The sequence below is a fragment of the Aliidiomarina sp. B3213 genome, from assembly GCF_003290085.1.
Lineage (GTDB): Bacteria > Pseudomonadota > Gammaproteobacteria > Enterobacterales > Alteromonadaceae > Aliidiomarina.
The window spans coordinates 303,104-324,643 of record NZ_QMKJ01000002.1 but is presented as its reverse complement, the minus strand read 5'-3'; the positions used below and the strand labels follow the sequence as shown (position 1 = coordinate 324,643).

The 21,540-nt window shown below is 46.3% G+C and carries 22 protein-coding genes; 13 read left to right on the top strand and 9 right to left on the bottom strand.

Annotated elements, in window-relative coordinates:
- The first annotated feature begins 76 nt into the window (after nucleotides 1-76).
- Genes DQX04_RS06770 through DQX04_RS06755 form a run of 4 tightly spaced genes read left to right on the top strand, consistent with a single transcriptional unit; the run spans nucleotide 77 to nucleotide 5,203 of the window.
- Nucleotides 77-2,071, top strand: a complete 1,995-nt coding sequence (locus tag DQX04_RS06770; protein WP_111915141.1) for an acyltransferase family protein — start codon at nucleotides 77-79, stop codon at nucleotides 2,069-2,071.
- A complete protein-coding gene (locus DQX04_RS06765) occupies nucleotides 2,061-3,341 on the top strand; it encodes a nucleotide sugar dehydrogenase (RefSeq protein WP_111915140.1) in 1,281 nt (426 codons plus the stop codon). The genes DQX04_RS06770 and DQX04_RS06765 overlap by 11 nt, the downstream gene beginning before the upstream one ends.
- A 33-nt stretch (nucleotides 3,342-3,374) precedes the next feature.
- Nucleotides 3,375-4,286, top strand: a complete 912-nt coding sequence (locus tag DQX04_RS06760) for a glycosyltransferase family 2 protein (RefSeq protein WP_207801092.1) — start codon at nucleotides 3,375-3,377, stop codon at nucleotides 4,284-4,286.
- Nucleotides 4,287-4,291: 5 nt separating this feature from the next.
- Entirely contained in the window at nucleotides 4,292-5,203 is a 912-nt protein-coding gene (locus tag DQX04_RS06755; RefSeq protein ID WP_111915139.1) for a Dyp-type peroxidase domain-containing protein, read from the top strand.
- On the opposite strand, the gene argR is transcribed toward DQX04_RS06755, so the two are convergent.
- The gene (gene argR, locus DQX04_RS06750) at nucleotides 5,200-5,664 is read right to left on the bottom strand and encodes a transcriptional regulator ArgR (protein ID WP_111915138.1); all 465 of its coding nucleotides are present in this window, start codon (nucleotides 5,662-5,664) and stop codon (nucleotides 5,200-5,202) included. The two genes, DQX04_RS06755 and argR, sit on opposite strands and share 4 nt — an antisense overlap.
- A gap of 145 nt (nucleotides 5,665-5,809) precedes the next feature.
- On the opposite strand from argR, the gene mdh reads away from it, so the two are divergent.
- Complete coding sequence (mdh, locus tag DQX04_RS06745) at nucleotides 5,810-6,745, top strand: malate dehydrogenase (protein ID WP_111915137.1); 936 nt, start codon at nucleotides 5,810-5,812, stop codon at nucleotides 6,743-6,745.
- A 118-nt stretch (nucleotides 6,746-6,863) separates the two neighbouring features.
- Here mdh and ispB read toward each other — a convergent pair whose 3' ends face one another.
- Entirely contained in the window at nucleotides 6,864-7,835 is a 972-nt protein-coding gene (gene ispB / locus DQX04_RS06740) for an octaprenyl diphosphate synthase (protein ID WP_111915663.1), read from the bottom strand.
- A gap of 224 nt (nucleotides 7,836-8,059) precedes the next feature.
- Here ispB and rplU point away from each other — a divergent pair, with 224 nt between their 5' ends.
- The 8 genes from rplU to DQX04_RS06700 all read left to right on the top strand — a co-directional run bounded on the left by rplU (nucleotide 8,060) and on the right by DQX04_RS06700 (nucleotide 14,449).
- Nucleotides 8,060-8,371: a 50S ribosomal protein L21 gene (gene rplU, locus DQX04_RS06735; protein ID WP_111915136.1), complete on the top strand. Its 312-nt coding sequence runs from the start codon at nucleotides 8,060-8,062 to the stop codon at nucleotides 8,369-8,371.
- Between the two features lie 17 nt (nucleotides 8,372-8,388).
- Entirely contained in the window at nucleotides 8,389-8,646 is a 258-nt protein-coding gene (gene rpmA, locus DQX04_RS06730) for a 50S ribosomal protein L27 (protein WP_111915135.1), read from the top strand.
- 108 nt (nucleotides 8,647-8,754) lie between these two features.
- Nucleotides 8,755-9,924 carry an Obg family GTPase CgtA gene (gene cgtA, locus DQX04_RS06725; protein ID WP_111915134.1) on the top strand — a complete coding sequence of 390 codons (1,170 nt, stop codon included), beginning with the start codon at nucleotides 8,755-8,757 and terminating at the stop codon, nucleotides 9,922-9,924.
- Between the two features lie 47 nt (nucleotides 9,925-9,971).
- A complete protein-coding gene (locus tag DQX04_RS06720) occupies nucleotides 9,972-10,436 on the top strand; it encodes a dihydrofolate reductase (protein WP_370443883.1) in 465 nt (154 codons plus the stop codon).
- 109 nt (nucleotides 10,437-10,545) lie between these two features.
- Complete coding sequence (locus DQX04_RS06715; protein WP_207916250.1) at nucleotides 10,546-10,935, top strand: DUF3718 domain-containing protein; 390 nt, start codon at nucleotides 10,546-10,548, stop codon at nucleotides 10,933-10,935.
- A 179-nt stretch (nucleotides 10,936-11,114) separates the two neighbouring features.
- Complete coding sequence (locus DQX04_RS06710) at nucleotides 11,115-12,569, top strand: alpha/beta hydrolase (protein WP_111915132.1); 1,455 nt, start codon at nucleotides 11,115-11,117, stop codon at nucleotides 12,567-12,569.
- Between the two features lie 9 nt (nucleotides 12,570-12,578).
- A complete protein-coding gene (locus tag DQX04_RS06705; protein ID WP_111915131.1) occupies nucleotides 12,579-13,310 on the top strand; it encodes an ATP-binding cassette domain-containing protein in 732 nt (243 codons plus the stop codon).
- Nucleotides 13,310-14,449, top strand: coding sequence for an ABC transporter permease (locus DQX04_RS06700; RefSeq protein WP_111915130.1), 1,140 nt, complete (start codon nucleotides 13,310-13,312; stop codon nucleotides 14,447-14,449). The genes DQX04_RS06705 and DQX04_RS06700 overlap by 1 nt, the downstream gene beginning before the upstream one ends.
- Here DQX04_RS06700 and DQX04_RS06695 read toward each other — a convergent pair.
- The 7 genes from DQX04_RS06695 to folE2 form a co-directional block, all read right to left on the bottom strand.
- Nucleotides 14,446-15,768, bottom strand: a complete 1,323-nt coding sequence (locus DQX04_RS06695) for an FAD-binding oxidoreductase (RefSeq protein ID WP_111915129.1) — start codon at nucleotides 15,766-15,768, stop codon at nucleotides 14,446-14,448. The two genes, DQX04_RS06700 and DQX04_RS06695, sit on opposite strands and share 4 nt — an antisense overlap.
- A 2-nt stretch (nucleotides 15,769-15,770) precedes the next feature.
- The gene (locus DQX04_RS06690) at nucleotides 15,771-16,367 is read right to left on the bottom strand and encodes a GNAT family N-acetyltransferase (protein ID WP_111915128.1); all 597 of its coding nucleotides are present in this window, start codon (nucleotides 16,365-16,367) and stop codon (nucleotides 15,771-15,773) included.
- A gap of 15 nt (nucleotides 16,368-16,382) precedes the next feature.
- The gene (gene ahcY / locus DQX04_RS06685) at nucleotides 16,383-17,753 is read right to left on the bottom strand and encodes an adenosylhomocysteinase (RefSeq protein WP_111915127.1); all 1,371 of its coding nucleotides are present in this window, start codon (nucleotides 17,751-17,753) and stop codon (nucleotides 16,383-16,385) included.
- Between the two features lie 21 nt (nucleotides 17,754-17,774).
- The gene (locus DQX04_RS06680; protein ID WP_111915661.1) at nucleotides 17,775-18,791 is read right to left on the bottom strand and encodes an adenosine kinase; all 1,017 of its coding nucleotides are present in this window, start codon (nucleotides 18,789-18,791) and stop codon (nucleotides 17,775-17,777) included.
- A gap of 76 nt (nucleotides 18,792-18,867) precedes the next feature.
- Nucleotides 18,868-19,842, bottom strand: a complete 975-nt coding sequence (locus DQX04_RS06675) for a cobalamin biosynthesis protein (RefSeq protein ID WP_111915126.1) — start codon at nucleotides 19,840-19,842, stop codon at nucleotides 18,868-18,870.
- A gap of 34 nt (nucleotides 19,843-19,876) precedes the next feature.
- Nucleotides 19,877-20,437 (bottom strand): DUF2726 domain-containing protein, encoded by a 561-nt coding sequence (locus tag DQX04_RS06670; RefSeq protein WP_111915125.1) that lies wholly within the window; start codon nucleotides 20,435-20,437, stop codon nucleotides 19,877-19,879.
- A 99-nt stretch (nucleotides 20,438-20,536) separates the two neighbouring features.
- Nucleotides 20,537-21,457 (bottom strand): GTP cyclohydrolase FolE2, encoded by a 921-nt coding sequence (folE2, locus tag DQX04_RS06665; protein WP_111915660.1) that lies wholly within the window; start codon nucleotides 21,455-21,457, stop codon nucleotides 20,537-20,539.
- Nucleotides 21,458-21,540: the final 83 nt, after the last annotated feature.

Here is a 21,540-nt window from a genome sequence, read left to right as displayed (position 1 = left end):
TTAAGAATATACACCACTGTGACCATTCGGTATGATCAGGTTACTTTAGTACCTTATTAGCATTGGACAGTAAGCCTTGTTTCAACTCGATAAATCCGGTTTCCGCCAAGACATTAACGGACTCAGAGCATGGGCGGTTATCGCCGTTGTGCTCTTTCATTTCGGAATTCCCGGATTTTCAGGTGGATTCGCTGGCGTAGATGTCTTCTTTGTCATCTCAGGCTTTTTGATGACGGACATCATTGTGTCTGGCCTTGGGCAAGGAAGGTTTCGTTTTGGACTTTTCTACCTAGCTCGCGCTAAGCGAATTTTTCCTGCGCTGATTGTTCTGGCGTTAGTGTGGCTAGCAGCTGGCTGGTTCTTCTTACCTACGCCCGACTATCAAGAGCTTGGTTCGCAAATTGGTTACGCGCTTGGATTCATTTCCAATATTGAATTTGCCAGTGAAGCTGGATATTTCGACACGGCAGCCCATGAAAAGTGGATGTTGCATACATGGTCTCTCGGTGCGGAGTGGCAGTTTTACATGCTTTTCCCTATCTTTTTATGGGTGACGGCTAAGATTTTTAAACAGAACCTGCTCGCCATTTTTACTGCTCTTTGTATCTTGTTTGCCCTCTCTCTCGGCTATGCGTTCGTTGTGGTGCAAGCGTCACCTTCAGACGCGTTTTACTTATTGCCTTCGCGAGCTTGGGAGATGGCCGCGGGCGGTATTGTATTCTTCTTGGCAAGGCTTCATAGGCCTATCAATATTCCTTTGCCCATTTATGCGTTAGCTTGGGCGATGCTGTTTGCTTCGTTCTTGATGTTTGATGCGCAAACGATGTGGCCGGCGCCTTTTGCCCTGTTTGCAGTCGTTGGTACTATGCTATTAATTTTGGCGAATCGGCAAAATGATCTGTTCACAGCACATCCTGTAGCTCAGTGGTTCGGGCTTCGCTCGTACAGTATATACTTGTGGCATTGGCCTTTTGCTGTACTTCTGTATTTTATGGGGGCGCAACAGTCATGGTTATGGATTGCTGTGATGGTGGCGGCAAGTTTAGTTTGTGCAGAAGTGTCTTACCGCAGTGTTGAAAACCCTGCGCGTAAATGGCTAGGTCGCCTTTCCGCCGGTAAGAGCGGTATCGTTGTCCTGACTGTTTTAGTGCTCGCTTATGTGCCAGCGGCGATTATCAAGGAAAATCATTTTGGCGGTCGAGTTGCGCCTGAAATTGATGCGGTTGCCGCAGAGGTTGATAACCGTAACCCTCGTCGTGAAGAATGCCAGGCTTCCCGCTCGCAAGGAGAGCCCGTCGGTTGTACCTATGGTGGCGATACGCTTGGCGTTATCGTTATAGGTGACAGCCATGCAGGCTCGGTGATTCGTTCGGTTGAGCGAAGTTTACCAAGCAGCAACTTACATGTTCTCGACTGGACTATGAGTGGTTGCCCTGTTATTCGAGGTATTGATGAGGTTGGCAACTTAACCTTTGCATGTGAAGCGTTCATTGAAAGAGCATTAAATGAGCATCAGAATATTCCGTCTCATGTACCTATGCTTATCGTGAGCCGCTTTGCTCAGTCTATTGTAGGGCCCATGGAGTCTGAAAATCCTTTACAGGAAGCTCCGCGGTACTACATCGACGAGCTTTATGAGCGTAAAAGCGATGCGTACTTTGACGAGATGACGTCAGCACTGGTTGATACTGCTTGTCAGTTTGCCCAATATCGCCCAGTGTGGATGCTTAGACCTATACCTGAAATGCCGTCGAGCGTGCCGCAAACTATGTCGCGTAGCATGTTGTTTAAAGACAACGTGGAACGGGTGTCGGTAAGTCAGCAAGCGTATGAGAGTCGCCAAGCGGTTATTCTTGATGCTCAGGATCGTGCAGCTGCACAGTGCGATGTAAAGATTATAGAGCTACCCGAAGAATATTGTGATGGCGAAAGGTGTTGGGGCGACTATCAAGGCCGTCCAATGTATTATGACGATGATCACCTAAGCGAGTTTGGGGCTAGCTTTTTGCAACCTAAATTGCGTAATTTATTTGAGTCTCTGCGAATCGAGGAAGAAACGAATGCAGGATAAAATTTGTGTAGTTGGACTTGGTTATGTAGGGCTTCCGTTAGCGGTGGCATTTGCAGAGCAATTCCAAGTGATTGGCTTTGACATTAACTCTAAGCGTATTGCAGAGCTCGAAAATGGTGTGGACGGAACAAAAGAAGTGGAGTCTTCTGCTTTGCAGGCAGTACAAGGCTCACTTACCTTTTCCTCTGAAATAAGCCAATGTGAAAGCGCGAATATTTATATTATTACAGTACCTACCCCTATAGACAGTTCTAATCGCCCAGATTTGAATCCTCTTATTCAGGCGTCTCGCGCGGTAGGTAAAGTACTCAAGAAAGACGACTTAGTGATTTATGAGTCTACGGTATACCCAGGCGTTACCGAAGACGTATGCGTGAATGAATTGGAGCAGGTCTCAGGGCTTCGATTCAATCAAGACTTTTACGGTGGGTATTCGCCAGAGCGCATTAACCCAGGTGACAAAAACAATACCTTCAAAACCATTTTAAAAGTGACTTCAGGCTCTACCCCTGAAGTTGCAAAGCGCGTAGACGAGTTATATCAAAAGGTGGTCACTGCCGGCACATACCTAGCCTCGAGCATTAAAGTGGCAGAGGCCGCAAAAGTTATCGAGAACACTCAACGCGACGTGAACATTGCCTTAATTAATGAGTTAGCGCTTATTTTCCATGAAATGGGTATAGATACACGAGAAGTGATTGAGGCGGCGTCTACCAAGTGGAACTTTATTAAGCTGTTCCCAGGGCTTGTTGGCGGCCATTGCATCGGTGTCGACCCGTACTATTTAACGTTTAAGGCTGAAGAGCTAGGTTACAAACCCAATCTTATTTTGTCTTCTCGACAAATTAATAACGGTATGGCCAAGTACATTGCGGAGCAAACCGTAAAGCAAATGATTGATAATGCTCTTGTGATTAAAGGGGCGAAGGTTCTTATTATGGGCTTCGCCTTTAAAGAGAATTGTCCTGATGTTCGTAATACCAAAGTGGTCGATATGGTGACTGCACTGCAAGAGTACGGTGTTCAGGTTTCCGTGTGTGACCCTGAAGTTGAGCGAAGTGATTTAGACCGTTCGGGTAACTTCAATGTTGTTGAAAACCCATTGGAAAATAATGAAAAATACGCCGCTGTTATTCTGGCTGTCGCGCATAACCAGTTCAGAGCTTACAGTCAGGAAGACTTCGAACGTTTGTGTGAAACATCGGAAAACCAGAAGCCTGTGCTTATCGATGTTAAAGACGTAATTCCCAGCCCAACGTGGCGTTTGTAAACCCGTATCCGCCAGCTAAGAATAAGGAAAGGTATGACTGAGAAGCTAGTTTACGATGTGAAAATGCCTTGGTATCAGGGCATTCAAGAGTTCGCACTTCGTTTGGCGGTGAGTAAGTTACTGCCCATGCGCTTTCTTTATGAAAAGCCGCCTGAGAAACTAGCGGGTAAAACAGGACGTTTAAAAATAGAAATTGTCAGTCATTGCTGGCGCTACTCGCATCTGCATGCTTATCAATTAAGCTCGTTGGTTAACCATCCACCTAAGAACGTCGACATTGTGATGACTGTGTTTCATGCCAAAGAAGATGAAGCGACAACGCAATTATTGAACTTCTTTGGTGAGAAAAAAGTGGAAAATGTGACTTGGAATTGGCAGCCGGTTACACCACCTGAGTTGTTCCGCAGAGCAATTGGCAGAAATAGAAGAGCTCAGAATACCGATGCAGACTGGGTATGGTTTGCAGACTGTGACTTAGTTTTTGGTGAAGGCTGTTTAGATGGCCTAGCCGAGTCTTTGCAAGGTAAAAAAGACCCGCTGGTATTTCCTGCGCAAGAGCGAATTACTCCCTTGCTCACCAACGACAGCCCTATGCTGAAAGCGGCAAAAGAGCCAAAAGTTGTATCTGTTGATCAAGGCGACTTCACAATTCGCGTGTTAGAACGTGCGGTAGGCGCTTACCAAATTGTGCATGGTGATATTTGCCGCTCGGTAGGGTACTGCAAAGACGTAAGTGCTTACCAACGTGAAACAGACCGATGGAAAAAAACCTTTGAAGACAGAGCTTTTCGCTGGATTCTAGGCACACACGGGGTACCTGTAGAAGCTCCATCTGTGTATCGTATTCGACACATAGAAAAAGGTCGTTATCATGGCAGCAAAGCGGCTTCCGATATGCGTAAACGTATTCGAAAAGCGCAAGACGCTTCGAGAAATAATAGCTAGTGCCCATGCAGCGCGAAAAGCCACAACAAGACGTTTGCGCGGCACCGAGTATTCATCGACAGATTCTGGTGCTCGATGTCATTTCCGACGATGTCGCGAACTTTCGGTTACACCTTAAGAAGTTTCCCGACCTTGTTCAGCAGCTGAAAAGTCGATTTTCGGAGGCTCAGCTTAGTGTCGTGTTCGCGGTAGGACATAGATACTGGGGTATTTTGTGTGACTCTGAAATACCGGCTCCCACCCTAGAAGTACCTGAGCACTCGGAGTACCCGTTCCCTTCTAGCCATGCTGACTTGGCGATTGTCGTTAAATCTGATCGTCCCGACGCATGTTACTTTGCAGCACAGGTTTTGTTGCAATGGCTGGCAGCGTACACACAAATGCAGCGTGAGCTGCAAAGTTTTCGGTATTTAGATGGTCGTAACCTTTTCGGGTTTATCGATATTCCGGAAAAGGATAGTGCGGTGTCGCGCTATCAAAAAGCTTTGGGTTACTCTCCGCAAAACCCTGAGCAAACTTTGCAAGAAGCACACGTGGGTTATACCTATATGTGGATTGCGCAAATGATGCCAGACCTAAAACGCTGGGAGTTACTTTCTAGCGAAGTTCAAAGAGAAGTCATGGGCATTGATAAGCTAAATGGTGCGCCTTGGCCTACATCGAGTCAAAGTCATCACGAGGTATTAAGCCAACACTCCGACCTTATACTACGCGATCCTATGCCTATGTTTTCTATGCGAACAAGTGCGGAGGTTTGGGTTGATTATTCAGCTGATGCGCAAAGCTTTCAGGCTCGACTAAATGCGTTAACAAGTTCAACGAGCCAAGCAGAGGCTGATCCATTAATGGATTATCTTTCGTGCACTTTCTCAAGTGTGTTTGTTGTGCCTTCGCTTGACTGGTTTAGCGCAGTCTAGTGGTTTTCAAAGAGCTCGCGCACGTTTTCTAAAGTAAAGTCGATTTGGTTTACGTTGACCGGCGCGATAAAAATGGTGTCATCGCCAGCGATGGTACCCAATACACCTTCTTTTTTACCCACAGAATCCAGTAAGCGTGCGATAAGTTGAGCAGCTCCAGGAGTGGTTCGTACAATAATCATGACGTCGTTGTGCTCAACATCAAGAACCAATTGCTTTACTGAGCTCTTCGCTGAGGGCATAGAGAGCTCTGGGGGCAGACAATAAACCATCTCTTCTTTACCATTTCTGGCTCGCACAGCACCTAGACGACTGAGCATACGAGATACTTTCGACTGGTTCATAGTGTGGAAGCCTTGCTCTTGCAATGCTGAAACTATCTCAGCTTGTGAGGCATAGCGCTCTTCTTTCAAAAGGCCGCGAAAAGCTTCCGTTAATGGGTCTTGATGAGATGTGTTCATAGTGTCTCTATTCTTATCATTTTAATCACGGACCCATTGTAGCGGAAATTGCCTTTATCACCTAGCTCAAGAGGCTATTAAAGTTGTATTTTGGGCCCATTTCGTATAGTGTTTAGGCCCCGCAAATGACTGTATGGAGTGCGAAATGAAAGTAACGGTATTAGGCGCCGCAGGTGGTATTGGACAGGCGTTATCTTTGTTATTGAAAACTCAATTACCGAAAGGTTCTGACCTTGCGTTGTTCGATATTGCGCCAGTAACTCCAGGTGTTGCTGTTGATTTAAGCCATATCCCAACTTCGGTTTCTGTAAAAGGTTATGGTCAAGAAGGCCTAACTGATGCACTCCAAGGTGCGGACATTGTTTTAATCCCAGCGGGTGTTCCTCGCAAACCAGGTATGGACCGTTCAGACTTGTTCAATATGAACGCAGGTATTATCCGTAACTTGGTAGAGAATATTGCTGACACCTGCCCTAAGGCAATGGTAGGCATTATCACTAACCCAGTGAACACTACTGTGGCAATCGCTGCAGAAGTATTGAAGCAAAAAGGCGTTTACGACAAAAACCGTTTGTTCGGTGTGACTACACTAGACGTAATTCGTGCTGAAACTTTCGTTGCTGAATTGAAAGGCTTGTCAGCTGAAGACGTGCAAGTTCCGGTGATTGGTGGACACAGCGGCACAACTATTTTGCCACTGCTTTCACAAGTTCAAGGCGTTGAATTCTCGCAAGACGAGATCGAATCGTTAACTCACCGTATTCAAAACGCGGGCACTGAAGTTGTTGAAGCGAAAGCTGGCGGCGGCTCTGCAACACTTTCTATGGGTCAAGCAGCAGCTCGTTTCTGCTTATCACTTGCGCGTGCAGTGAACGGCGAGACCGTCACTGAGTATGCTTATGTTGAAAATGACGGTGGCGACGCTACCTACTTCGCACAAGCACTTAAAATTGGTAAGAATGGTATTGAAGCTATCTTACCTTACGGCGAACTTAGCGACTTTGAAGCTAAGTCTAAAGCAGACATGCTGGACGGCCTGAAGAAAGATATTCAGATGGGTATCGACTTCGCAAACGGCTAATTGCTAAATAGTCTTAAGAAAAGGAGCTTCGGCTCCTTTTTTTGTGCGCAAAAACCGATGGGGTCAGAGCACTTTGTGCTCTGACCCCAAAGTGCTCTGACCCCATTTTCGTGAGAAGTTATTGAACGCGTTCGACTGCTAGGTGGGCGAGGGCTATTAAAGCCTCTTTAGCTTCGGTGTTAGGGAATGCGTCTAATGCTTTAATGGCAAGGTCACGTTGTTCAAGAGCTTTACGACGCGTGTACTCGAGTGCACCGGTGTTCTCCATTAAGCCTAAAATATGCTGAAGCTTGTCGCGCTCTCCACCATTTTCAATAGCCTTTCGGATAATGAGCGCGTCTGCGTCGGCACTGTTCCACATGGTGTAAAGAAGCGGCAACGTTGGTTTACCTTCGGCTAAGTCGTCACCTGCGTCTTTGCCCATTGTCTCTGAATCGGCGGTGTAGTCGAGTAGATCGTCCACAAGCTGAAAAGCAGTACCTAGATAGCGTCCGTAGTCTGCGGCCGCCTGAGTAATGTCTTCTGACTGCTCGGTAAGAACGGCGCCAAGCTGTGTGGCGGCTTCAAATAACCGTGCCGTTTTACTATAAATAACGTCGAAGTAACTTTCCTCGGAGGTTTCAGGGTCGTTGCAGTTCATCAGCTGCATGACCTCACCCTCTGCAATAACGTTGGTCGCGTCTGCGAGGATTTCCATGACGCGCATCGACTCCATCGTCACCATCATTTGGAAAGCTCGGGTATATAGGAAGTCACCTACAAGAACACTTGCTTCGTTACCAAATTTCGCATTGGCAGTTTCTTTGCCCCTGCGAGTATGAGAGTCGTCGACAACGTCATCATGTAATAGCGTTGCGGTGTGAATAAATTCTACGATAGCCGCTAACGTATGGTGGTGTGTTCCTTGGTAGCCTAATGCCTTGGCTGCAAGCACAGCTAACATTGGACGCAGGCGCTTCCCGCCACTATTAACGATATAGAAACCGAGTTGATTAATGAGGGCAACATCAGACTGAAGTTGCTTGGAAATGAGCTGATTGACCGCTTGCATGTCTGTTTCGGTAAGTTCGCGAACAGCGGCTAAATCCATAACCATGAAAACTCTTTAAAGACGAATAAATTAAGGTTCCGATTCTACCGCACTCGGCAAATCTTTCCAGTTTTTCAAAGCCCAAACTCACAAGATTTCAGACAAACGCACAAGGATTTCTTTTTTTCGTGATTTGTGCTTGCTACAAGGCCGGCTTTTGAGTAAAATGCGCGACCTAATTTAATAAGTGTGATTGCCCTTCGCGGGGAAATTGGAGAAAAGCTATGTACGCGGTATTTCAAAGTGGCGGTAAGCAACACCGTGTCACCGAGGGCCAGACCGTTCGCCTGGAAAAGCTAGAAGCAGCTACCGGTGATACCGTTGAGTTTGAGCAAGTGCTCATGCTCTCTGATGGTGAGAAAGTAACGATTGGTGCGCCTTTCGTTTCTGGCGGCAAAGTGACAGCAGAAGTTGTTGACCACGGTCGTGGTGAGAAAGTTAAGATTGTGAAGTTCCGTCGCCGGAAGCATTCACGTAAGCAAATGGGGCACCGTCAGTGGTTCACAGAAGTGAAAATCACTGGAATCGGCGCGTAACAGAGGAGTAACGACAAATGGCACATAAAAAAGCTGGTGGTTCTACCCGTAACGGTCGTGACTCAGAATCCAAACGCCTTGGTGTAAAGCGCTACGGCGGTGAGTCAGTTCTTGCTGGTAACATCTTAGTTCGTCAGCGTGGTACAAGATTCCACGCCGGGGATAACGTTGGTGTGGGTCGTGACCACACGTTGTTCGCAAAAGTAGACGGTAAAGTATCGTTTGACCAACGCGGACCTCAGAATCGTAAGTTCATCAGCATCGTTGCTGAATAAGCTTAAATAAGATTCTCTGAAAAACCCCGCCATTGAGCGGGGTTTTTTGTAACTAGCACAACATTGGTTATGCTTAAGCATGTCCGATAAAGCAGGTAAGTCGAAACCATGAAATTTGTAGATGAAATTGAAATTCGCGTAGAGGCCGGTGACGGCGGTAATGGTTGCGTGAGTTTCCGACGTGAGAAATATATCCCGAAAGGAGGTCCTGACGGGGGAGACGGCGGCGATGGTGGTGACGTTTACTTGCGCGCGGACGAAAACCTTAACACGCTTATTGATTACCGATTTGAGCGAACTCACCGAGCTGTTCGTGGGCAAAATGGTCAAAGTCGTAACTGTACCGGTAAGCGAGGTGAAGACATTACCTTGCCAGTTCCTGTAGGAACACGTATCCAAGATACTGAAACCGGTGAAATTATCGGTGACTTAACCAAGCATGATCAAACCATCATGGTAGCGAAAGGTGGTTTTCATGGATTGGGCAACACTCGTTTTAAAAGTAGTACGAACAGAGCTCCTCGACAGAAGACCAATGGTACCCCTGGTGAGCATCGAATCTTGAAGCTTGAGTTACTGCTGTTGGCCGACGTAGGTTTATTGGGTATGCCTAACGCAGGTAAATCAACTTTGATTCGTCAAGTGTCTGCGGCGCGTCCTAAAGTTGCGGATTACCCGTTTACCACGTTAACACCAAACCTTGGTGTCGTTCGTGTTTCTGGGCACCAAAGCTTTGTTGTTGCAGATATTCCAGGATTGATTGAAGGTGCCGCAGACGGCGCAGGTCTTGGTATTCAGTTCTTGAAGCACCTCGAGCGTTGTGGCTTGTTGCTTCATGTTGTGGACGTGGCTCCATTTGACGAGAGCGACCCTGCTGAGAGTGCAACCATGATATTAGAGGAATTGCGTAAGTACAGTCCTAAGCTTTACGACAAGCCTCGTTGGTTAGTATTAAATAAAGCAGATATGCTGGACGAAGAAGCGTTCTCAGAGCAACGTCAGCGTGTTGTAGATGCGTTAAGCTGGGATGGTCCAATATTTGAGATTTCAGCATTAACTGGGCAGTCATGTGACGGCTTAGTCAAAGAGATTATGACTTACCTTGAGTCACTACCAAAAGAAGTACTCGAGGAGAACCAAACTCCGGAAGAGCCGGTTGAGTTTAAATGGTCTAACTATCATGAGTCTGAATTAGCTCAAGATGACTTTGACGATGAAGACGATGATGATTTTGATGACGACGAGCCGGATGATGGCCACGTTATTTATCAGCCGTAATATATAAAAGGAGCTTTACGGTGCCGATTATTTCACTTGTTGCCGCAATGGCGGATGAGCAGGTTATAGGTAAAGACGGTGATATGCCTTGGCATTTGCCGCAAGAGCTTCAGTATTTTAAAGAGATCACTATGGGCAAACCTATAGTGATGGGGCGCAATACCTTTGCATCTATCGGCCGTGCTCTACCTGGGCGCAGAAATGTAGTGATTACTTCAAAGCCCGAACTTTTACCTGAAAATGTAGATGCAGTGGCTAGTCCTGAAAAGGCAATGGAGTTGTTGCAGGACCATGACGAAATAATGATTATTGGTGGTGGTCAAATTTACAAAGCGTTTTTACCACTTGCCACGCGCATGTATTTAACGCATATTGACCTGACAGTAGACGGGGATACTTTTTTCCCGCAATGGAACGAAAATGAGTGGTCTAGGCAGGAGCTTAGGAAAAGCCCCAAGGTAGATGTAAAAACACCAGGTTATGCAGCGTATCTTTATGAAAAATCAACATAATTGATACAACTCTGGTTTTTTTAGACATTTGTCTTAATTGTTTAGTCTCGAAATATTCGGTAAAATACCGGTTGAATTGTAGTCAATCACGTTGTCTGTGGGGGCAAATATGAGAAAACTTATCGTTGCTGTAGCGACTGCTGGTGTCATGATGTTAGGTGGCACTGCTGCTAACTTGGCGGTAACTGGAACTGCGAATGCGAACGCATTGGCGCAAAACTTGTGTGTATATGTACAGGGTAACGACCGCTTGCGTATGCGTGAGCGTCTTCGTGAAGAACGTATCCAGTTGCGCCGTGTATACGACTCTATTATGTGTAATGGACAGAGCCTATTACAATTCGCGATGTCTTCAGGTGCTGACGATATCGGCGAATACATTGTATCTCAGTTACCGGGTTCTACTATCGAAGCGATGGGCGACCTTGAGTGGGCTGAAAGCAATGGTTACGGTGACTCGGCAATTGCAGCAGCAATTCGCGAGCGTATCGGTAGCTAATTCTACTGAGTAAAAGAGTAAGACAAAAACCCGCTATATAAGGCGGGTTTTTTTGTGCCTATAAAAAAGTTTAAGGTGTTTAGATTAATAACGAAACTGTAACAGTTTGTGTGTTTACTTGCTTTACATTAACGAACTCGTTACAAATACTCGTTTGCTACTAACCGAAGAAGAGCCTTATGCAAAAATTACTGAATGCATCAATGTTGCTAGCGATGTCGCTGGGTAGTGTTCATGCGAATGCCCAAGACGAGTCACCTTTGCTCGAGCCATGCCACATTAGTGGTATGTCAGAGCAAGTAGAATGTGGCTTTCTGCAAGTTCCAGAAAACTACAGCCAGCCAGACGGTAAACAGATCGACATTCATGTTGTGCGGTTACCAGCGGTTGCAGCGGCGAAAGAGTCAGACCCTTTACTGTTCTTAGCTGGTGGGCCTGGGCAAGCTGCAACAGAGCTCGCAGGTATGATTAGTGCTGTATATAGTGGTGTTCGCCAAACACGTGACATACTGCTTATTGATCAGCGAGGTACAGGTCAGTCTAATCCATTACGATGCGACGCTGGTACTTTGGATGAAATGCGTAACTCGATGGCTATTCTTCCACGCGAGCTAGATGTGACAGCCGAGGCGAGGGAATGCGCAGAAGCATTAGATGCAGACTTCCAACAATACAATACAGCGAATGCGGTAAAGGACTTCGACCGTGTCCGCGAGGCGCTAGGTTATGAGCAAATCAATATTTATGGCGGCTCTTACGGAACACGTTCTGGCCTAGCTTATCTTCGTGACTTTCCTGACTCTATTCGTGTAGCTATTTTAGACGGCTTGGCTCCGCCGCAAGTGCGTATTGGTTTATTTGGGCAAACGACTGAGCGAGCGTTTAACCGTTTAGTGCGTGACTGCGAAGAGCAAGAACGCTGCGCCGAAACCTTTGGCGATGTTCGCACAACATTCGACCGTGTTTCAGAGAAGCTAGGAGAAACACCTGAATTAGTGACCATTAACGACGCAAGAAGCCATTATCCTACTGAGGTAATGATGGACGATACGCGTTTCCAAAATATGATGTTTAGTGCGCTTTACCACCCTAGAATGCGTCAACTATTACCTTTCGTTATCTCAGAAGCAGATAAAGGAAATTTAGACCCGTTAGTGGGCTTAAGCGGCTCTTTTGAGGGTGAGCAGCCCCTTTATATGGGCTTGATGTTGTCGGTTGTATGCCAAGAAGATGTGCACCGATATACCGATGAAGATTGGGCTACAGAGAGAGCTTCAACGTTCTTTTCAGACGCTACCATTTCAACGTTCACTCAAATGTGTGCGGGATGGCCTGTAGAGCCGGTAGGCGAGGAAGCGTACCAGCCGGTAAGTAGTGAACACCCCATTCTATTGCTGTCTGGCGGTCAAGATCCGGTAACACCGCCGTATTGGGGGGAGTTAGCTGCTGAAACACTACCTAATGCGCAGCATCTTGTAGCCCAGAATGGTGGGCACACCATAGCAGGACATACGTGTGCGAACGATCTTGTTAGCGACTTTATTGCTGACCCAGAAGCTGAACTCGATGCGTCTTGTTTAGAGGAAACACAAGTATTGCCGTTTCTGTTAAATGTAAATGGCGAAGGTTTATAGGAGCAGAACATGATTGAAGTGAATGATTTAAAGAAGTCGTATCAAGATGTTCAAGCTCTGAATGGGTTAACATTTTCAGCGTCAGATAACGAAATTACTGGCTTACTTGGACCGAATGGTGCGGGTAAAACAACCTGTTTACGTAGCCTCTACGGATTAATTCATCCAGACCAAGGCGAAGCGCTAATCGATGGTGTTGCAGCACAGAAAGAGCCGCTTACGGTAAGAAAACAAATTGGTATTTTCCCAGACAAGTTTGGTCTATACGAACGCCTCACGCCACGTGAGCATATTGCTTACATTGCGGAGCTTCATGGACTCAAAGGCGAGCAACAACAACGTAACGTAGAAAGTGTTATTAAGAGCTTGGGCATGGAAGACATAGCAGACCGGAAAACGCAGGGCTTTTCACAAGGGCAACGCATGAAGGTGGCTCTTGCACAAGCTATTGTTCATCAGCCGAAGAATTTGATTCTCGATGAACCGAGCCGCGGTTTGGACGTCATGAGTACCCGAATTTTGCGTGAACTTATGTTTCAGCTAAAAGAAGAAGGGCGTTGCATTTTATTCTCGAGCCACGTTATGCAAGAGGTTGCGGCTTTATGTGACCGGGTGGTCATTATGGTTAAAGGCCAAGTGGTCGCAAATGATTCTCCGCAAGCATTGTGCGAACAAACAGGCGAAAGTAGCTTTGAAGAAGCCTTTGTAAAACTAATTGGTACCGACGAGGGGATCGTATAATGACTTCTGCATGGAAAACAGTTTGGCTGAAAGAACTGAAAGACGCGATTCGTGATCGACGCTCAGTTATGGCGGCCATGTCTTACGCGTTCTTCGGACCAATGCTTATGGCGGTAGCGTTTTTTGCAGTGGTGAATCAGGCTACCTCTAAAAGTGACTTAGAAGTTTCCTTAACCGGCGCGGAGTATGCTCCTGAGTTGGTTCGTCATTTGCAACAAAACGGTATTGTGGCGCATGAAGATCCCGAACAAGCGTCTATAGAATTGACGATCCCTGAAGACTACCAAGAGAAATTAGCTTCTGCTGAGCCTATTACGATTATTATTCGAGCTGATTATTCTGAGCGTAAAGGTAGTGACGCTCGTCGAAGAGTAGAGAGTGCAATTAACGGTTATAACCGAATTGTTGCTGGCGCGCGTTTGATGATGCGAGGTGTTAGCCCCGAAGTTATGCAAGCTATTACACCCGCACGGCAAGACACGGCTACCAAAGAATCTCGCGCTGCGCTAATCATGGGTACGGTCATGGTATTTGTGATTATGTCGGTTTTCTTTGCGGGTATGAATGTAGCTATTGATACAAGCGCTGGTGAACGTGAACGCAACTCTTTGGAGTTTCTATTGGCTCAGCCACTAACGTCGGCTGATCTGGTTCTAGGAAAGGCATTTACTGCATCGACATTCGCAATGTTAGGGGGCGTGTTAACTCTCGCCATGATTCCATTAGTGTTTATGTTTGTGCCGTTAGAAAAGCTAGGGATAGATGTAAGCTTTAGCTTTCTAACCCAAGCGACGTTAGCATTGGTATTGCTGCCCGTGGCGTTGTTTGCAAGCTTCCTGCAACTATTGGTGTCTTTCCTTGCCAAGAGCTTTAAAGAAGCGCAAACCTACATTACGTTCGTGATGTTCGCACCAATGACCGTAGTTTTCGTGTTGGAATTTACTCGATTCTCTCACCCGGCATTAGCGTATTTACCGATTACTTCCCAGCATCAGGCCTTGTTGGGCTCTATCAACGGTGAACCCGTTTCGGCTCTACCACTTTTAATTGGTGGTGTGTCTACGCTAATTGTGGCTGCAATACTGGCGTTTGTAGTTCAATGGAAACTGAAAAGTGAAAAGGTTGTATTTGGTCTTTAATCCACTAACTGACCATACTGGTAGTACAGCCACTGCCCTAGTCGTCGCATAGCTGGGGCAGGGAAGGTCGGCAGCGCTGATTGGTAGAAGGGTAACTCTGGCAAAGGCTCGTCCATCGAAAGTTGGGCGAGCCTCTTTCCTGCCAAGTTTGAGAAAGCAATTCCTGCGCCGCAATAACCCATGGCTGTGTAAACGCCAGGAGTTGGGGAAAATACACGTGGCATGCTGTCTAGTGAAACACTTATCCAACCATGCCAGTGGTATTCAGCTTTAATTCCTTTTAATGCAGGAAGACTGTGTTTTAACGCTTTTAGTAAGTGCGAAGCGTACTTTGGATGAGCGGCATTCTTACCACTAATAGCTCCTCGACCGCCAAATAACAGGCGATTGTCTGGAAGCAAGCGGTAATAGTATTTAAGTTTTCGTGTGTCCATCACTAGGTCGGACGTAGAAAGCCCAATTGCTTCAACTTCAGAAGGGTTAAGCGGCTCAGTCACCAACACAGAAGATAGCACTGGAAGGTGCTTGGAGCGAAGCTCAGGAGACGCTCCTTTGGGTAAATAACCGTTCGTGCATAATAAAAGCTTTTTGGCGTGCACAATACCTTTGTTGGTATGTACCGCAATGTCGTGACGACGTTGTTCGTAGTGGCTCATCGCAATTTGACTGTGCATATGAACATTTGCTTTGTCGCATAGTCTTGCCAAGTGATTCACATAGGCTTTCGGGTTGAGTGACATTGCGGGCGTGAAGGATATTCCACCATGCATGTTATTCACGCCAGGTAATTGCTGCTGTAACGTTTTCGGGTCAATCCAATTTGCGTTCAGTAGGGTGTCACTATATTGGCTTACTTGAGCCTCAAGTTTTTGGCTAAGATGCTTACGATGAGCCAGTTTTAAATAACGGGCTTCATTGAGTTGTACACTAGCCGGAGCACTTTCGCATAACGCTTTAACTCGATTAACACTTAAAGCGAATTCGTCTTGAACTGCTCGTGCGGTATCTACTCCAAACTTGCTTTGGTAATCCTGAAACGACAATCGACCCGTTCCGGGCAATACAAAACCTGCATTGCGACTACTACAGCCAGCACCAATGGACCCAGCATCGAGTACGGTAACCGATTGATTGTATTCAGAAGCTAGGGTGAGGGCTGCGTTCAGTCCTGTATAGCCAGCACCAATAATTAAAATGTCACATTGGCGAGGAAAAGCGTAAAGTTGATGTTTGTAGTCGGGTTGTATAGCAGACCAGTAGCTCGAGATAAGCTTTTCGTGACTCAGAGGAATGTTCTTATGGGTCACCGGGTCATACATAGCTATACAGACACCAACCTTATATTCGCGAATGGGAGAATCATTTCAGCAGCAACACAGTAGCATGTGCCGTCACATACTGGGCAGTAATAGCCATCGTTAAGTGATGCAGACAACCAACGGTCTGGGTGGTCTTTTACTAACTCGCCACCGCATTTTGAGAAATACTGGAAGGCACTGTTATTCGGGCTTTGGCGCCAAATATGAGCTAAACCACCGTGACAGCCAGAACCTACAGCTTCAACAATAGCGTGGTATAAAAGACCTTTGCCAACACCGCGGCCTTGGCTCTTTTCTGATACCGCGGCACATTTAAAATAGCATAGTTTGTCAGCAGGGATGTTCCATTCCGAAGGAGAGCACCATTCATCGACGTCCCAGTTGCCCGCAGCAAATGTAAGGCGTATGCCAACTAGCTCTTCGTCCATGAAGGCCAACCAATTCAGATTCCTTCCGTCTTGAGTGGTGCCTTTTTTCAGGTAGTCACGGAAACTCTCAGGAGACAAATAATTGTCTCCATGAACTTCATTCGCAAGCTTAACGACAGCCGTTTCGTCGGCTGCCGTCATTGGTCTGAAAATTAATTGAGAGTTTTCCATAACGTTCCTTGTCGATTAATAGCGGTAGGTTTCAGGTTTGTAAGGACCTTCAACAGCTACACCAATGTAGTCAGCTTGCTGTGACGTCATTTTCGTTAACACGCCGCCAAAACCTTCAACCATGTATTTCGCTACTTCTTCGTCGAGTTGCTTAGGCAATACTTCAACAGTAAGTTTAGCGGCTTTGTCTGCATCAGAAAGGCTTGCATACCCTTGTTCGAACAAGTGAATTTGAGCCAATACTTGGTTGGCGAAAGAGCCGTCCATAATGCGACTTGGGTGCCCTGTTGCGTTACCTAAGTTAACTAAGCGTCCCTCAGCAAGAAGAATTAAATAATCGTCTTTACTGTCTGAACGGAAAATTTGATGCACTTGCGGCTTCACTTCGTCCCAACGCCAATTTTTACGCATGAACGCCGTGTCGATTTCGTTATCGAAGTGACCAATGTTACATACAACAGCACCATTTTTAAGTGCGCTTAGCATGTATTGATCACATACGTTGACGTTACCGGTTGTGGTCACGATAAGGTCAGTTTGCGCAAGTAATTCAGTATTAATGCTTTCGCCATTACCTGTGTTGTTGCCGCCGATGTAAGGAGACACAACTTCATAGCCGTCCATGCATGCTTGCATCGCACAAATAGGGTCAACCTCAGTCACCTTAACGACCATGCCTTCTTGGCGAAGGCTTGCTGCAGAACCTTTACCTACGTCACCGTAGCCCACAACAAGGGCCTTTTTACCTGACAATAGGTGGTCTGTTGCACGCTTGATAGCGTCGTTTAATGAGTGACGGCAGCCGTATTTGTTGTCATTCTTAGACTTGGTTACAGAGTCGTTCACGTTGATTGCAGGAACTTTAAGCGTTCCTTTCTTCAACATTTCGAGTAAACGGTGAACGCCGGTCGTTGTCTCTTCTGTGATGCCATGAATGTGGTCTAACATTTCAGGGTAACGCTCGTGCATAAGCAACGTGAGGTCACCACCGTCGTCTAGAATCATGTTGGCGTCCCAAGGCTTACCGTCTTTCAAACAGGTTTGCTCTAAACACCACTCGTATTCTTCTTCAGTTTCACCTTTCCAAGCGAACACCGGAATACCCGCTTCGGCTATAGCCGCTGCTGCGTGGTCTTGGGTAGAAAATATATTGCACGAAGACCAACGTACTTCTGCACCAAGTTCAATTAACGTTTCAATCAGCACCGCTGTTTGAATCGTCATGTGAATGCAGCCGATAATTTTCGCACCCGCAAGCGGTTTGCTTTGCGCATATTTTTTGCGAATTTTCATGAGCGCCGGCATTTCAGATTCGGCGATAGAAATTTCTTTACGACCGTAATCGGCAAGGCTGATATCAGCAACTTTGTAATCTTGATGAGTCATGATTATTCCTAAGTTAATAAGTTACACGCGCTCTGCTTGTGCAGGCGCCAATTCTTGCAAAATGTCTTCGTGGGTTTGAGCAGGTAAACGCGGACCATAATGGGTGACCACCTCGGCCGCTGCGCGGCTTGCTAATGTGCCTGCCTTTGCTATGCCCCAACCTTGAGTAACCGCATACAAGTAGGCCCCTGCGAACATGTCGCCTGCGCCATTTGTATCAATTGCTTTTACTGGAAACCCCGGAACTTTTACGCGCTTTTCTTGGGTTCCGATCAACGCACCTTCTTTACCTTGCGTGACCACAACCTGTTTTGCGTATTTAAGAAGCTCGTTCATTGCTTCTTCTTGACTATCTTTACCTGTGTAAATTTCAGCTTCTTCACGGTTACAGAAAAGTACGTCTACGCCCGGCGTAAGAAATTCGTCTAAGCCTTCTTTAAAATACTTAACCATTGATGAGTCTGAAAACGTAAGTGCAATTTTTGTATTTGCACTTTCAGCAGCTTTGCGAGCAGACTTCACCGCGTCTCGGGCAATTTCTGAAGTAGCTAGGTAACCCTCAATGTAAAGGTATTCGCTATCTTTGATAGCTTCTTCTTTCAGCTCGTCGTGGGAAAAATCGATAGTGATACCTAGAAAGGTACACATGGTACGTTCCGCGTCCGGAGTTACCATGACTACGCACTTACCAGTATGACCGTCGTTGTCTTGTTCGTGTAGGTGTGTGTCTACGCCAGCAGCTTGTAAGTCTTTGCGATAAAAAATACCGTCTTCGTCGTTTGCGACTTTACAGCAGTAGAACGCTTGACCGCCAAACTGGCTAAGGGCAACAAGACTGTTTGCAGCTGAACCACCGCCGACACGTTTCTCAATTTTAAATTCCTTGTTGAGCTCACCTAACAGCAACTGCTGTTGCGCTTCGTCAAGTAGCGTCATGATGCTTTTCTCAACTTGATAGCGCTCTAAAAAACTGTCTGATACTTGGTATTCACGATCAACCAGTGCGTTACCAACGCCCGTTACATGGTATTTTTTCATAACAAAATGCAAAATTAATTTAATCGAACCGCGAATTATACCTGAAGCACGTCGTGGGATCGACGCTAATTGGTGATTACCTAGTGAGCAGTAAATCTGAAAACAGCAAAAGCGGAGATAAGGCTATCAACCAGGTGATTTGTAACAGCGCAAAGTGACGAAAAATAGCGACATAATTTTCCTTAGCTCGCAACTTTTGTGTACCCCATCGCGGTCTCGTAATGGTTTCCCCTTGGTACTTTATCGGTCCTCCTAGCGGTGCGTCGGTTACTGCTGCAACCAGCGAAAATAGCGAGCACTCTTGGCCATAAAGAAGCTGTGATTCAGAACCAGACCACTTGCTTTTTTTAGGTCTACGTTTTGTTACCCAAGCGAAAATCGTGAGTACTGCTCTAAATAACAACGCGGGAGGGGCATTAAAAATTCTGAATAGTTGAGTAGCGACAAAGCCGAAGTCGTGCCAGCCAGGTAAGTGTTGCGGCCAAGCGCGAGAAAGCTCATATAACACTCGGAAATTCAGAGCGCCGATAGGACCTAACAAGACAAACCAGAATAAGGTTCCAGCCCAACCATGAAAATGATTCTTCGCCGATTGTTCAAAAACAGCCTTTTGAACGCCAAACTCTGTGAGGTGACTGCAGTCCCGATTAAGCCAACGTGCAAGCCTTGCGCGCGCTATCTTGAGCATTTTTCGAGAGGCCGCATGGAGAATAACCTTGCGTTCTTGACGCCAAGGTTGGCTACCCAGCAAGAAAAATAGGAGAAGAAGTCCCAATAGCTGCTTCAGGTCGGCTAACGCATAAAATAAAGAAATAGAGCCAACAATAAGTAGCCAAACCAGCACGGTTGCCATAAGTCCCGATATCCGTTGCTGAGAACGAGAGCGTGGTTTATTCGGGTGAACCTTTTGCGCTAAACGTTTTGCACTTTGGTGAAGAATCCACAACGGGTGCATGCGGGTTGGAATGGGTAGCACCCACTCTACAACTACAATTGCTATTACCCATAATGTAAAAAGGCCTGCAGAAGCAGGCCCTAATAGGTCAATCATAAAACTCGCCTGTTGTGCTCTTCACAACAGGTTATCAGCTTGCAATAGCAACGTCACTATCTTCTACGTCACGAGGACGAGGCCCTGCAGCGCGAACATAATCATTTTGTCTAAGCTTGGTTTGAATAAATTCACCAAGCTCTGCAGCGCGATAACCAGGACGTGCTTTAAATCGCATAAATGGAACGCCTGCCGCGGCAAGTGAGTTCTTCAGGAACCAATTACGTTTCATTTGCGCGTGTGAAGGCTCCGTAGGTTCTAGTTCGATCACTGCAGAAATGCGCATTGAATTTTTATCGCAAAGCACGAAGTCTAAAACACGCGCATTTATTTTCTGATTGGCGTCGCGTTTCGCGCCTGCAGAAAGACCTTTTTCACGAACGCTAATAACGTCACCTAAACGTACTTTAGTGAAAATACGGTACTGGTTGCCACATGCCGATTCGAGTAATGAAAGAAACGAATCTTCCGTGACAGAGAAAAAGTTTTCTTGGCGTTTCTTGTAAGGATAGGGTGCAAAGTTTTCAGAAACTCTTGCCGCAAGTATTGCCACAGCAATTAAAGCAACAATAAAAAGAATGAGCACAATTTCCATAACAGTTAACCTCAGTGTCAGTTTCCTGACGCCTTACCTTAAGGCGCCACTCTCTGAAACTTAATGCAAACTGCTTGCCAGAATTATCGAAAATTTAAATTATGCAGTGAACCCGTTCGGTACGCCTTTGGTGACAATGCTTACGGCGTCATGGGCGTGTAAAGACTCATAGTGGTTAATGCGTACTCTGAAGTCTGCAACAGCTTTATGTTCATTCAAAGCCTTTTTCAGGATTCTGCCTGCGTCTTCACAAAACATGTTGTTTTGACCATTCAAACGAGCAAACTCCTGCTCATCTTCGCGCTTTACGGCGGCTTGAACGGGAGTTTTCAGTTGGGCTTCTGCTTCGTCGATAAGCTGTTGAACCAGAAAACTGTCTGCTTGCTCATTAAGTCGTACTTTAATTTCAGCAATTGAACGCTGACTGTGAGGTGTAGCAACAATGCCTTGTTGGCTACCCAACCATTCAGCAACCGTTTCAGTACTCACTTGTTCTTGAGCAAACTTATCTCGGAACGCCTCTTGGATGAGCTGGCGCGCTAATGCAGCAGAGCATGGACAGGTTGAGGAGTAGGTAACATCTACTGAAACGTCACAGTGGAACTTGCCGCTTCTCATCTCTCCCTTAATTTCAACCGGGTATGCTTTCCAGCCTTGTTTACCAGAAAGTAGCGCGTTACGGCGTAAATGATGATCAAAACGAATGGCCACCATAGCGTTGTCGCTGAGATCAGCATGCGTTTCGATGAAGGTCTCAAGTAACTTTTTGATGCCTTCTGGTGTCACTTCTCCTTCGGCTGAAAGGGCTTCTAGTGCCAAATAGAGCCGAGACATATGAATGCCTTTAGCCTCTTCTTTATCTAAGCTTACAAATGCGTCAACGCGTGCGCCTACACGGGTGGTTTCACCATTGTCCACAAACATTAACGGCATTTCTATTTCACTCATCCCCACCCAGTCTAATGTTCCTACGTGCGCCGTTTTTGTATGACTGGCGATATCTGGCATTGAAGATGTCATGCTTTGTGCAACTCCGCTATGCTGGTCTGGCTCTTTATACATAATCTATTTAACCTGTGGTCTGTGGCGTTCGCCTTAATCGA

What these genes read in the sequence shown, in the direction of transcription:
- rpmA (WP_111915135.1), top strand. Translation starts at nt 8,389, where the DNA reads ATGGCACATAAAAAAGCTGGTGGTTCTACCCGTAACGGTCGTGACTCA.
- DQX04_RS06705 (WP_111915131.1), top strand. Translation starts at nt 12,579, where the DNA reads ATGATTGAAGTGAATGATTTAAAGAAGTCGTATCAAGATGTTCAAGCT.
- DQX04_RS06715 (WP_207916250.1), top strand. Translation starts at nt 10,546, where the DNA reads ATGAGAAAACTTATCGTTGCTGTAGCGACTGCTGGTGTCATGATGTTA.
- cgtA (WP_111915134.1), top strand. Translation starts at nt 8,755, where the DNA reads ATGAAATTTGTAGATGAAATTGAAATTCGCGTAGAGGCCGGTGACGGC.
- rplU (WP_111915136.1), top strand. Translation starts at nt 8,060, where the DNA reads ATGTACGCGGTATTTCAAAGTGGCGGTAAGCAACACCGTGTCACCGAG.
- argR (WP_111915138.1), bottom strand. Translation starts at nt 5,664, where the DNA reads ATGAACACATCTCATCAAGACCCATTAACGGAAGCTTTTCGCGGCCTT.
- folE2 (WP_111915660.1), bottom strand. Translation starts at nt 21,457, where the DNA reads ATGACATCTTCAATGCCAGATATCGCCAGTCATACAAAAACGGCGCAC.
- DQX04_RS06755 (WP_111915139.1), top strand. Translation starts at nt 4,292, where the DNA reads ATGCAGCGCGAAAAGCCACAACAAGACGTTTGCGCGGCACCGAGTATT.
- ispB (WP_111915663.1), bottom strand. Translation starts at nt 7,835, where the DNA reads ATGGATTTAGCCGCTGTTCGCGAACTTACCGAAACAGACATGCAAGCG.
- DQX04_RS06710 (WP_111915132.1), top strand. Translation starts at nt 11,115, where the DNA reads ATGCAAAAATTACTGAATGCATCAATGTTGCTAGCGATGTCGCTGGGT.
- ahcY (WP_111915127.1), bottom strand. Translation starts at nt 17,753, where the DNA reads ATGACTCATCAAGATTACAAAGTTGCTGATATCAGCCTTGCCGATTAC.
- DQX04_RS06695 (WP_111915129.1), bottom strand. Translation starts at nt 15,768, where the DNA reads ATGTATGACCCGGTGACCCATAAGAACATTCCTCTGAGTCACGAAAAG.
- DQX04_RS06670 (WP_111915125.1), bottom strand. Translation starts at nt 20,437, where the DNA reads ATGGAAATTGTGCTCATTCTTTTTATTGTTGCTTTAATTGCTGTGGCA.
- DQX04_RS06760 (WP_207801092.1), top strand. Translation starts at nt 3,375, where the DNA reads ATGACTGAGAAGCTAGTTTACGATGTGAAAATGCCTTGGTATCAGGGC.
- mdh (WP_111915137.1), top strand. Translation starts at nt 5,810, where the DNA reads ATGAAAGTAACGGTATTAGGCGCCGCAGGTGGTATTGGACAGGCGTTA.
- DQX04_RS06700 (WP_111915130.1), top strand. Translation starts at nt 13,310, where the DNA reads ATGACTTCTGCATGGAAAACAGTTTGGCTGAAAGAACTGAAAGACGCG.
- DQX04_RS06680 (WP_111915661.1), bottom strand. Translation starts at nt 18,791, where the DNA reads ATGAAAAAATACCATGTAACGGGCGTTGGTAACGCACTGGTTGATCGT.
- DQX04_RS06690 (WP_111915128.1), bottom strand. Translation starts at nt 16,367, where the DNA reads ATGGAAAACTCTCAATTAATTTTCAGACCAATGACGGCAGCCGACGAA.
- DQX04_RS06675 (WP_111915126.1), bottom strand. Translation starts at nt 19,842, where the DNA reads ATGATTGACCTATTAGGGCCTGCTTCTGCAGGCCTTTTTACATTATGG.
- DQX04_RS06720 (WP_370443883.1), top strand. Translation starts at nt 9,972, where the DNA reads ATGGCGGATGAGCAGGTTATAGGTAAAGACGGTGATATGCCTTGGCAT.
- DQX04_RS06765 (WP_111915140.1), top strand. Translation starts at nt 2,061, where the DNA reads ATGCAGGATAAAATTTGTGTAGTTGGACTTGGTTATGTAGGGCTTCCG.